Below are 11614 nucleotides of genomic sequence, written 5' to 3'. Positions count from 1 at the left end.
AGTTGTCAATGATACCAACAAAATTCTGTATGCAAATGACAGATCAACATCAAACAAATTCAGCCGAAGTGGAATTGACCCAAGCAGTCCATCACTTGGCATATCGATTAATCAGCCAAGCTGGTCAGCGTGTCAGCGAACGGTTGACCGCGTATATGGCGCTACCCCACCAACTGAATCAACTGAATGCAGACATAGTTGCTGCGGGTCAACTGGATCTCAACAACGCGATCGCTAGCGAGCAGCATTTATGGAGGCTTGCTAAAATCTTCCCCAGTATTAGCTATATTGGTTTTGCCTTAACTGATGGCAGTAAAGAATCAGGCGCTGGAAGATGGATTGAGAGAACCCAATTGTCAGTCTACGAAAATCGGAATTTCAAAGGCTGCGATTATGCAACCGATGAGCAAGGAAACCGCACCCATCTAATCCAAAGCTATGATTATGATGCCCTGTCGCAGCCTTGGCATAAACAGGCGCTTGCGGCAGGTAAACCGATTTGGACTCACATTTTCACGGCTGATATTGATGATGTAGAGGTTGCTGATGAAGAGTCTGTGCAACCTGAAGATACCTCTTCTAATGTCGGTTATCAGAATTATGTGGCGGTTAATGCCGAACGTCCACTCTATGACAAAGATGGCAAGCTGTTTGGGTTAGCAATTGTTGATGTGCTACTAAGCGAAATCAGCAAGTTTCTGGGTACACTCAAAGTCAGTCCTTCGGCACAAATTTTTATTATGGAGCGCGATGGAATGTTGGTTGGCAGTGCTGATGAGCATTCCATTGTCCATAGAGTGGATGGCAGATTGGAACGGTTTAATGCTCTCAACACGCCAAATCTAGGAATTCGTTCCATTGCTGAAGAGTTGCAAAAACGGTTTAACAACTTTCAAACGATTCAGGAGCAACAGTTTGATTTCTCATTAAACGGCGATCGTCAGTTTGTTTATGTAACTCCTTGGCAGGAGGAATATGGATTGAACTGGCTTGTGGTTGTTGGCGTACCTAAATCGGATTTGATTTGATTGCGGATAGCCATCCTGCTTTAATGTGAGCAGTAACATTTCTTTTGTAGAGACGTGCTATGCCCGTCTCTACAAAGATTAAAAGGTCTAATTATTGTTTGAATGTGAGGTTATTAAACAATGCAAGGGTGGATCTTACCAACATTAGGCGCTTTAGTCGTGTGGGGATTTTGGGGGTTTATTCCTAAACTGACCACGAGCTATTTGCAGCCAAGAAGTGCGATTGTTTACGAAGTAGTGGGCGCTTTAATATTAGGGATAATCGTCCTCGTTTCTTCGCGATTCCAACTGGACGTACATCCCAAAGGGATTGCATTTGCTATAACCACGGGGATGCTAGGTTTTCTAGGTGCTTTTTGCTTCCTCATGGCAGTTTCTAAAGGCCCAGTCACTTTGGTGGCAACGATATCTGCTCTTTACCCCGTTATCAGCATCCTTCTGGCGGTATTTATATTACATGAATCAGTCACACTTCAGCAGAGTGTGGGAATTGCGCTGGCTATTTTAGCAATGATTCTAGTAACCGCTTAGGGATTTATCAAAATAGCTAGTTGCAACGGGTCTTTGAGCTAGTTATTAATAGAAGGCGGGAATTTTAAGTTAATTGCTAGGGCGCGATCGCGAAGTGGGGCGTATACTCTCTCGCGCTTCCCAAAGCTACGCCAACGCGCCCTTCAGGGGTTTGATGGTTTGGCGAATGGGTATCTCAATTGCAAACTCTGCTCCTTGTCCGGGTGCGGAATGGCAATATAATTTCCCGCCATGTTTTTCGGTCACAATTTGATAACTGATGGAGAGTCCTAAACCCGTTCCTTTGCCAATCGCCTTGGTGGTGAAGAAGGGATCAAAAAGTTTGCTTCGCACATCCTCAGCCATTCCTTGACCGTTATCGGCTATGCGAACAATCACCCAATTAGAATGACTTAATTCTGTAGAAATTTTAATGGTACTTGGATTACTTGCAATCTCTTGAAAGGTACGTTTTTTATCGGATTCATGCAACGCATCAATTGCATTCGATAGTACATTCATGAACACCTGGTTGAGTTGACCCGGATAGCATTCTACCAACGGCATTTGGCTATAGTCTTTAAGGACTTGAATACCTGGATGATCAGAAGTGGGTTTCAAGCGGTTGAATAAGATTAGTAATGTGCTATCTAATCCTTCATGAATATCCACTTCTTTGAAGTCTGCTTCATCTAAACGGGAAAAGTTGCGGAGAGATTTGACAATTTCCCGAATGCGCTCGGCTCCTAGTCGCATTGAAGCCAACAACTTGGGAAAATCTTGCCTTAAAAAGTCGAGGTCTATCTCTTCGATCTCATCTTGAATGTTTGCAGTGGAATTGGGATATTCCTGCTGATAAAGATTTACCAGATTCAGCAAGCTTTGGGCATATTCTTCTGTATGTATTAAATTTCCATGAATAAAGTTAACCGGATTATTAATTTCATGGGCTACTCCCGCAACCAATTGTCCCAAACTGGACATTTTTTCGGTTTGGATCAGTTGTATTTGGGTATGCTGCAAATCAGTAAGAGTTTGTGAAAGTTCTGCCGTCCTTGCTTCAACTCGATTTTCCAATTCGGCGTTAGTCTGCGCTAGTTCGTTAAAGGAATCTTGTAACTGAGAAGCCATGTGGTTAAAGGACTGTGCCACCGCATCTAACTCTTTGATGTTGGTACTTTCAACCGTTTGGTCTAACTGTCCGGTGGCGATCGCTTCGGATGCTTGGCTCAACTTTAATATGGGACGAGTAATCCAGCGTGATGTGTAGATTCCCAAGAGGGTTGCTACTGCCAATGCTCCCAGACACAGCAGGATAGTTGTGCGAGTGTTGGCGTTAATTTGGGAATTGAAATCAGATTCCGGCACGGTGACAACCACCAGCCAGTCTAACCCAAAGCGATCGCGCCAGGGAGTGACCTGAATAAACTGACGCTGCCCGTCGAAAGTCACCTGAATTTCTTGAGTTTTTGAAAGGGTTTTGAAATTATTAAATTGTTGTTTTAATTTTTCTGCCACAGCGCGAATCAACGGATCTGAGCTTTCTAGCGCACTCAGGCGTTTTGTCTCACCATTGACTTTGTGTACCACTGGTTGAGTGCTGGAACTGCCAATCAGCAAGCCATCGCGTTCCATGATAAAGACTTGTCCGTCAGGGCTAACTTTCAGGTTGCGAAGAAATTCACTCACATTCGTTAGCAGCAAATCTACCATCAGAAGACCCAACAGATTACCCTTCTGGTCATAAACTGGATATCTAGCGGGGACTGCGACATAGTAATTGATCCCAACATTGGAAACGGTGTTTTGGCTTTTCAGTGCCTTGCCTGCTTCAGCGATTTCTACAGTGCTTGTCTCAAACGTAGAGATCCCAGACCAGCCTGGTCTACGTGTTTTTAGCACTTGTTTATTCCAAAGGTTCGCTAACGGATCGTTCTGATAGCTTTGCACAAGACTGACACGATTTCCCTGCTCGTCAGCGAGATAGTCTGATGCCAGACCGCCTCTGCGGGGATTTTCATAGACGAGAAGATTCACGCCATTAGCCCAACGCCCCGCACCTGATTCTCTGCCATCCGGTAAGGCACAGCCAATGTAGCTAAGATTTTTAAAAGCTCTGGCTTGACTCCAGAAATACTGCTCACTCGCTTTGGGGTTATTCAGATTTAATCGTCCAGAAGCGATCGCATCTGCATTGATTCGGTTCAACTGCTGTGGCAGTGCCAAATAAGTATCCAAGTGTTCGCCAACCTGTTGACTGGCTTTGTCAATCAGTTGATTGGCTAGGTCATTGACTGCTTTCTGCCCGTTGATAAATGAGAGATAGCCAACTAACCCTACCGCGGCAAATATTTGTAATACAAAGGGAACTATAAGAATTAGACGCAGGGGAAACTGTTGAGTAGCCTTAGCAGGACGATCTGTTTTGATGTTCAAGGGAGTGGCTCAGCAGAAAGTTTCAAGTAAGTACACAAAAGTAGTCAATCTTAGTTTATAGTTCCCGAATGGAGTGGAAAAATACCATTTGAGCTTAAGTTTCAGTAGAAAGGCTTAAACGAGAGCGATCGCAGCTTAATTCCAGCCCCGTTGCCAGAATTGCCTGGTTTCGCTTCAGTCTGCAATGAAGCAGCCTCCCTGACTTGTCGCCGGATGGAATGGATCGCCAACTCGGTTCTCTTACCACGGGTGGAGAAGCACTTCAGTTTTTTCCCAAGCAAAAGTTAAAGTATGCGATCGCCCCTCACCTTAGATTGAGTTGAACATATCTAAACCCATTGCACTGGATCTAGTTGGTAGTAATGTTGTAGTTGTTCGTAAAGTGCCGGATGCTTCTTCAGCAATTGGTGCGGTTTTTCAAAGAAAGTCTCTGTCGCTACGGCAAAAAATTCTGCGGGATTCGTTGCACCGTAACTATTCATTACCGTCTTTACGCCTCGTTGAATATCATTGCAAAGTTGTTGATATTCTTCCGTCATCACCTTTGCCCAAATAGGATAATCTGAGTTTCGGTGCAAAATAGGAACACCCTCAGCTTTACCATCTTCTTGATCCAACTGATGGGCAAATTCATGAAGCACAACGTTATGTCCATCCCGCCAATTGTAAGTATCGTGTTTCACCTGTTCCCAAGACAGTACCAGTTGGTCATTTGTCCACGATTCCCCCAGTCTGGCTACACGCCTTTCTTCCACAATAAAATTACCTGTATAAGCTGTTTCATTAACAAGATACGTGCTGGGGTAAACTAGAATTGAACGAAGTTTAGGAAAGTAGGTTTCTCGCTGGTTGAGTAGGAGTAAACACGCGACAGCCGCGATAATCACCTTCATTTCTTCCGTTACGTCTAATCCTCCACAACCAATAAATTGTTTTTCTGCTAAAAATACTTGAATGTGTCCCTGAAGCCGTTTTCGTTCAACGGGAGAGAGAAGAAGGTAAATAGGAAGATTATTCTCAACAATCGCATTCCACAGGGGCGGAAAAGGACGATGTTTGAAACGATTTCTGCGTCGTTTAACTAGGGCAGGATTAACTAAAATCCCAGTGATGATCAGTCCAATGATTAGAAAAATAATTATTGCTTCAAACATTGACTTTTAAGCAGTTTATGCTGTCTGATTTACAGATAAGCTTGTGGGATAAAATATCCCTGAATTACTCGATAGGATTACATCTTGATTGTCCGTCAGGAAAAACAGAGCGATCGCACTGATGGGAATGAACGGCCAGAGCGATCGCGGCTCGTCTCCTTGCCGAGCTACAAGATGAGCGAGCGCGGAAGGCGCATGAAGCTACGACAGATGACCAAGGGGATCGTCTAGCCCAGATGGTACATCAGGAAATTGCTGCTGGCTTACAGTTCTCTAAAATTTGTAGTTGCAGACGCGATCGCTCAGTAGACTCTCAGCCCTCAATCCCGGCACCTATTTCATCTATGCATCATGCCGAATAACCTGCCTATTATAGAGAAGACTCTCTTGAGATGGATATAACTTTACTCTCACATGATTGCCCCTAGCGAGTTTCAGTGCTATCTACAAAAAATCTGCCATCGCTACGAGCAGTGGTGGGCTGTGGATGCGTTGACTGAAACAATCGCGGCTCAACAGGCAGCCTTCTCATTTGAGCAGATGGTGCAAACTGAGGAGAAGAAGCCAGGGGAGAAGCCGGAAATAGTCTCGCTGCCAATATTCAAAGGAATCCAGAACTACGTCGAATCTGAGCATATTTTGCTGATAGGTTCACCAGGTGTCGGCAAATCAACCGCGCTTTTGCGTTGTTTGGTCAGTTTTGCAAAAGAAGAGCTTGGGAAAGCAGAACCTCGAATTCCCGTGCTGGTTCCGTTGAAAAGATACAACGTCCGTTTTTCTAGCTCTGAAGATCCTTCAGGCATACTAGGGCTAATTAAAGATAATCTTGAGCCAGAACTCTGGCTAGAAATTTCAGACATTAAAAGACTGCTGTTTCAAGACAAACGCCTGATTTTGATATTGGATGGCTTAAACGAAATGTCAGCAGGGACAGTCCGCACAGAACTTGAGGAATTTCGTAAAAAGTGTGAACGTTGCAACGTCCCTTTCATCTGCACAGCACGAGAAGGCAGCGGCACTCTGGGCATCAAGAGGCGATTGGAAATTCAATCTCTCAATTCTTCAGAAATTGATCGCTTCTTGCGAGAATGTATGCCCAGTCAAGGGCAACAGGTGTTGCAATTGTTGAGCCGAGATAATCGAGAGTTAAGCCGCACGCCCTTTGTTTTGTGGATGCTGTATCACTTGTTTCAGGAGAAGGGCGCTGTTGTAGAGACTTTGGGAGACGCATTCCGTCAATTTTTTCGCTCTTTCAAAAAATACAAGGAAGACGCACCCGTTACAGATGAGCGTCGCGAAGCCTGGAATCCTTGGCTGGAACATCTGGCGTTCACAATGCTGGACTCCCCGGAGCCAAACGATCCTAGCTTGGCAATCGCTGATGAGCGAGCAGAAAAAGTCCTTGCTGAAAAGTTTAACGATCTTCATGGTGCTTCATCCCGGATTGAAGAGTTACTCAAATATCACTTTTTGGAAAGAGTCTCTGATAGGGAAGTTAGTTTTCACCATCAACTAATCCAGGAATACTATGCGGCTGAATACTTACTACAATATTTACCTGAACTTCTGAGGGATGAGAAAGGTGAGACGAAACTGAAGTGTCATTATCTCAACTACCTGAAATGGACAGAGCCGATTGCCATCATGCTTGGGCTGCTGGAGATAACTGACAATGAAAACCAGGCAAAAAAAATAATAGAGATCGGGCTGGATATAGATTTGAATTTAACTGCAAAACTAATCCAATCTGCACGACAGAGCCATCTTCCAAAAATTATCACCCTCTTAGAAAATTGTCATTTGTCACCTCCAGTTCAATATTGGTTATTCGGAAAGGCAAAACTTCAGACAAAAGTTCATGAGTTAATGCAACTAGCAAGTAGTGAAGACCAGGAAGTCTGCTATTCTGCTGCTTCTGCTTTGGTAGAAATATCTTCCGAAATAAATAATTCCGAACTAATTGAATTTCTTGAGAACAAAGGTTTTATTAGAGTTTTAAGATTTGACAAAACTGATAGTACAAGCTTTACGGTTAGAGATATTATCGAAAAACAGAGGCGATTTGAACAGAGTATGACTGTTCGTGAGAAGTTATATCATCTGAGCATTGGTTCCAATATTGCTGATTTAATTTTTAATTTATGGAACATCTGTAGCCCTATAGCAATCCTCACCTTATTAAGAGTGTTATTTGAGGAATGGGGAAATCCATTCTCTCTCGATCATTTTCAGGAGTGTCAGACGTTCATTGGAAGCCTAAGTACAGCTCAAGAAGGAAATTATCGGGATGAAGAGTTACTGCTGGCTCTGAAAAATAAAGAGGGGTGTGTAAGGGATATTTTTGTAACTCTTCTCAGGCTTGCAGAGTTGAATTTACAGGAGGCAATAGATATTTTCGTTTTTGCTGTAAAATTTAAGACTTCTGAAGTTATTCAAGAAGATAATAAAGGCTTATATGAAATTACCTCTGTAGCATTTTCTCAACGTCTTCTTGAAACCCTGAATGAAAGGTTTATTAGAGATATATTTGAACTAATTCTTTACATCCAATCACGCTGCCAGTTTTACAACTATGAAATAGCCCAATCTCCTCCACCAGCAGTGCGAGAGACAACAGATTTTGACCTATCAACTTTAGGAGTCACTATCATGACTGACAAACAACCAATCGTCAACTTCAATCAACATAATCCGACTATCGGTGTTAATTACGCTGCTGAAGGTAGCAATATCAAATTTCAACAAAATGTCAAGAACGTAACCGAACAAGACCTTGCCGAAGCTGCCCAAAAGATTCAAGCTCTCTTAAATCAACTCGCTCAAACCTATCCCATTACTACCGAACCACAAAAGCAGACCTTCATCCAAAAATTCCTCGAACTGATCGAATCCACTCCTGATCTCACCAAAGTTCTCCTTGCAGGTGGCATCGAATGGCTAAAAATTCTATGTCCCCCTGCTGGAATCCCTATTGAAATGTCACGTCGCCTCTACCAAGCTGTGCAAGAACGTCACAATCAACCGTAAGCAAAGGAAAACAAATCATGCAAATCACGATCGAACTCCCTGACAACATCGCCAATCAACTGCAACTGCAACCTGCCAACATCTCCCGTCGAATTTTAGAACTCATTGCGGCTGACAACTATCGCCAAGGACGCATTGGAACTGCCGAAGTCCGCCGAATGCTCAACTTCTCATCCCGTTGGGAAACCTATGAGTTCCTCAAGCGCGAAAAAGCCTACTTACCCTACACTGAAGACGATCTAGAACAAGATGTCCAAGCGATTCGCAATGTTTTAACCAAGGAATGATTATTGTCTCCAACACTTCTCCAATCAACTACCTTATTTTGATTGGGTACATCGATCTATTAACCGAACTGTTCAAGCAAATCATCATTCCCCAGGAAGTTTACAGCGAGTTATCTGATGCGGCAGCACCTCTACCCGTGCAAAACTGGATTGCTACACCACCCGAATGGCTCAAAATTAAACCTGTCAACCAACCTTCGGATGCGATCGCAGATTTGCTCGATCCCGGAGAACGTGCAGCTATCCTTCTAGCCCAAGAACTCAAGGCAGACTTAGTTCTGCTAGACGACATGAAGGCACGGCGCGCTGCGACAGACAGAGGCTTGGTCATCACGGGTATCCTGGGAATTTTAGATCAGGCAGCAACTATGAAGCTCATCGATCTACCTGCCGCTGTCCAAAGCCTTCAAAACACATCTTTTTGGGCATCTGACAGTTTGTTTCAAAGGTTGCTAGACAAGCACTCTTAAAACTTCAGTGTGTAAATTAAGACACCTTACAAGGTTAAGCCTACGTACCATGCAACCAGGCTAATAAATCGATGCAGCCGACCGTATAGAGGTTATCTGTGAGAGTCAAAGGTTATCTGCGGGGACTCATCTAAGTCGTTAAACAATCTTGCACCAAGCCCTCAAAATGGAATTCTGGGGCTATTGCATTCTAAGTCCGCCTGCCTTGGCTAACCGAAAATTAAGGGTTTGTAACCTGCGTAGGCAGGTTTCGTTTGTTTAGCTGCGGTTTCAACCGCCTAGTGCAAGATGTGAGTCGTTAAACAATCTTGCGATCGCTATCTCTACAGACAGATAGCTCAAGAAACGCAACCTTTAGATAGATTATTGTGTCAACCTTTGATCAACTCTAACTTCTGGAGATTAGATTAAAAATAGGTTGAGCGTTGGGAATTCGGGAGGAGTTGTGGCGTGGATAGAACCGCGATGAACGTGCAGGAAACACAGGAGCAACAGAGCATCCGTCCTGGGGACTTTACATGGCATTTCTGGCCTGCTTTGCCACTCTATCCATACGGCACCCGGCGGACACTCCGCAAAGAAGTGGTCAAGGACACCATCTGGACTTTCGACCAAGTGCAGGGCATTCTCTATGCTGTCGTACCGATTCGGATGACCGTCGTTAAGCTCAAAGCAGGCGGCCTTCTCATTTATGCGCCAGTCGCGCCGACAGGAGAGTGTATCCGACTCGTCAAGGAGTTGGTGGAACGATACGGCGATGTTAAGTACATCATCCTGCCAACGCTTTCCGGTTTAGAACACAAGATTTTCGTCGGCCCCTTTGCCAGACGCTTTCCGAACGCAGAAGTCTTCGTGGCTCCGAATCAGTGGAGCTTCCCGGTGAACCTCCCTTTAAGCTGGCTCGGTTTTCCCACTAAACGCACCCACATTCTCCCAGAGGACAGCGCTGAAGCGCCCTTTGGCGATGAGTTTGACTACGAGGTGCTGTACATCAATCTGGGACGGGGGTCGTTTGGGGAAGTAGCATTATTTCACAAGCGATCGCGCACGCTACTTGTGACAGACTCCGTGCTTTCTGTGCCAGAAGATCCGCCGGAAATCGTCCAACTTGACCCGTACCCCTTGCTGTTCCACGCCAAGGACGATGTATTTGATGTCGTTGAGGACAATGAGGAAAGTCGCCGCAAGGGATGGCAGCGTATCTCCCTGTTTGCGTTCTACTTCCGACCGAGTGCGCTAGAGGCGACCAAATTAGGCAAGTCGTTTCGCGATGCCCTGAAAGCGCCAGATCGGTCAAAGAAGGCTTATTTCGGTTGGTTTCCCTTCCAATGGAAGGAAGATTGGAAACAATCGTTTGATGCACTGCGAGGCGGCGGTCGCGTGTTTGTAGCACCGATTCTACAGACGATTATTCTCAACCAAGCACCAAGAACAGTGCTGGGATGGGCTGACAAGGTAGCCCGTTGGGATTTTGAGCGGATTGTTGGCTGCCACTTTGACTCGCCCATTCAGGCAAACCCGCGTCAGTTCCGGCAGGCGTTCGATTTCTTAGAGAAGAAGCTATCCGTAGCTGAAGGAGGATTTGCGAGCCATCAGCGCCTACCTGCGGCGGATTTTGAATTTCTCAGAGAACTTGAGGAGATGCTGACAAAGCTCCGCATCACGTCGCCGCCAAGGGAAAAGCTGTAAGGAATCTGGCAAAAGAACGTCAATCATGACGAAATTTCTGTTACTCGCCTCAGCTGTACGCCAAACTTGAAAAAGACACCGATCGTTGCGCTTTTGGGTGATGAAAACACTAATAACGCTTTTTGGTAAAGAACGCAACCAACTGGAGACAGAGATTGACAAGGCAACTAACCTGGAACAGGTAGTTCAGCTGGTGCAAAGCCGACTCGATAATCTTGAGAGGAATTACATCGGTGAGTTGAGCGTGGGGCAGATTCGTCTAGCTTCCTTTTTTCTGGACACGCTACGACAGTCTATCGCTACTCTCACGGCTGCCAACGAAACGAGATCCCAGCCACAGCCTGAGAAAATCGTTAAGCAAGTCAGAGGTTTCTCCAACAGCTTAATCCTGAAAGTCTTACAGGGACTCATCAGTATAAGCATCTTAGGTTCGTTATTTTCCTTGACTCAAGATACCGTTGGGGCTTGGATGGACATCTTGTTGATGACTGTGCTGGTAGGGCTGGAAGTTGTGTTCCAACTCGAAGGAGGCGGCGAAAATCGTTCCGACTCTCAGCAGCCTGTCGCACCACCCAAGCTGATTATGCAAGTTGATAGCAAGGCCTTTTTGGACAACCTTGGTGATGCTCTCAACACTATCGATCTTGCAGTCGCCTCGGCTGAACAAGTGAAAAAACCACTGGAAGGTAGTGGAATAGAAGAGTTGCCCGAACTCCTGAATGTTGTTCAGAGGCTAACGGGTGCGTCATTTCTGCAAAAACCCCAGATGGCGCTTGAACTGACGAAACTTCTACCCCAGATTTTAATGGAGCAGGGAATACGAACCCAGATTTATCAACCAGGCGACAAGCATAGTGGGCGCGAGTATTTTGACTTTGAGCCAAGTATCGACCCTGAAGCCAGAGATTATGTAACTATAACTCCTGCCTTGATGAAAGGTGATCGCTTACTCCGAAGAGGTCGAGTTGTTGAGCCAGCTTACTCTGAGACTAGAGAGTAAATTGTCTTGTTGT

General features: G+C 45.0%; 10 protein-coding genes. 7 read left to right on the top strand and 3 right to left on the bottom strand.

Features of this window, described 5'->3' with window-relative positions; genetic code table 11:
• Positions 1–35: 35 nt before the first annotated feature.
• Both H6F74_RS04535 and H6F74_RS04530 read left to right on the top strand, forming a co-directional pair.
• Positions 36–1028 (top strand): cache domain-containing protein, encoded by a 993-nt coding sequence (locus tag H6F74_RS04535; protein ID WP_206756287.1) that lies wholly within the window; start codon positions 36–38, stop codon positions 1026–1028.
• A gap of 120 nt (positions 1029–1148) precedes the next feature.
• Entirely contained in the window at positions 1149–1559 is a 411-nt protein-coding gene (locus H6F74_RS04530; RefSeq protein WP_190436958.1) for an EamA family transporter, read from the top strand.
• Positions 1560–1685: 126 nt separating this feature from the next.
• Here the strand turns inward: H6F74_RS04530 and H6F74_RS04525 are convergent, their stop codons facing one another.
• From H6F74_RS04525 to H6F74_RS04515, 3 genes are all read right to left on the bottom strand, one after another.
• Positions 1686–3974, bottom strand: coding sequence for an ATP-binding protein (locus tag H6F74_RS04525; protein WP_199300822.1), 2289 nt, complete (start codon positions 3972–3974; stop codon positions 1686–1688).
• 101 nt (positions 3975–4075) lie between these two features.
• A complete protein-coding gene (locus H6F74_RS04520; RefSeq protein WP_190436954.1) occupies positions 4076–4255 on the bottom strand; it encodes a hypothetical protein in 180 nt (59 codons plus the stop codon).
• A gap of 48 nt (positions 4256–4303) precedes the next feature.
• Positions 4304–5128 carry a M90 family metallopeptidase gene (locus H6F74_RS04515; protein ID WP_190436951.1) on the bottom strand — a complete coding sequence of 275 codons (825 nt, stop codon included), beginning with the start codon at positions 5126–5128 and terminating at the stop codon, positions 4304–4306.
• A 414-nt stretch (positions 5129–5542) separates the two neighbouring features.
• Between H6F74_RS04515 and H6F74_RS29180 the strand changes: the two genes are divergently transcribed.
• The 5 genes from H6F74_RS29180 to H6F74_RS04485 all read left to right on the top strand — a co-directional run bounded on the left by H6F74_RS29180 (position 5543) and on the right by H6F74_RS04485 (position 11601).
• Entirely contained in the window at positions 5543–8155 is a 2613-nt protein-coding gene (locus H6F74_RS29180) for an NACHT domain-containing protein (RefSeq protein WP_199300821.1), read from the top strand.
• 17 nt (positions 8156–8172) lie between these two features.
• Positions 8173–8442, top strand: coding sequence for a UPF0175 family protein (locus tag H6F74_RS04500; RefSeq protein ID WP_190436949.1), 270 nt, complete (start codon positions 8173–8175; stop codon positions 8440–8442).
• On the top strand, positions 8439–8912 hold the full coding sequence (locus H6F74_RS04495; RefSeq protein WP_190436947.1) for a DUF3368 domain-containing protein: 474 nt from the start codon (positions 8439–8441) through the stop codon (positions 8910–8912). Before H6F74_RS04500 ends, H6F74_RS04495 begins: the two co-directional genes overlap by 4 nt.
• A gap of 465 nt (positions 8913–9377) precedes the next feature.
• On the top strand, positions 9378–10601 hold the full coding sequence (locus tag H6F74_RS04490; protein WP_190437039.1) for a DUF4336 domain-containing protein: 1224 nt from the start codon (positions 9378–9380) through the stop codon (positions 10599–10601).
• A 100-nt stretch (positions 10602–10701) separates the two neighbouring features.
• Positions 10702–11601 carry a hypothetical protein gene (locus H6F74_RS04485; RefSeq protein ID WP_190436944.1) on the top strand — a complete coding sequence of 300 codons (900 nt, stop codon included), beginning with the start codon at positions 10702–10704 and terminating at the stop codon, positions 11599–11601.
• The last annotated feature ends 13 nt before the right edge of the window (positions 11602–11614 follow it).

The sequence above is a fragment of the Trichocoleus sp. FACHB-90 genome, assembly GCF_014695505.1.
Classification (GTDB): domain Bacteria; phylum Cyanobacteriota; class Cyanobacteriia; order Cyanobacteriales; family FACHB-T130; genus Funiculus; species Funiculus sociatus.
This window is presented reverse-complemented; position numbering and strand designations above follow the sequence as displayed.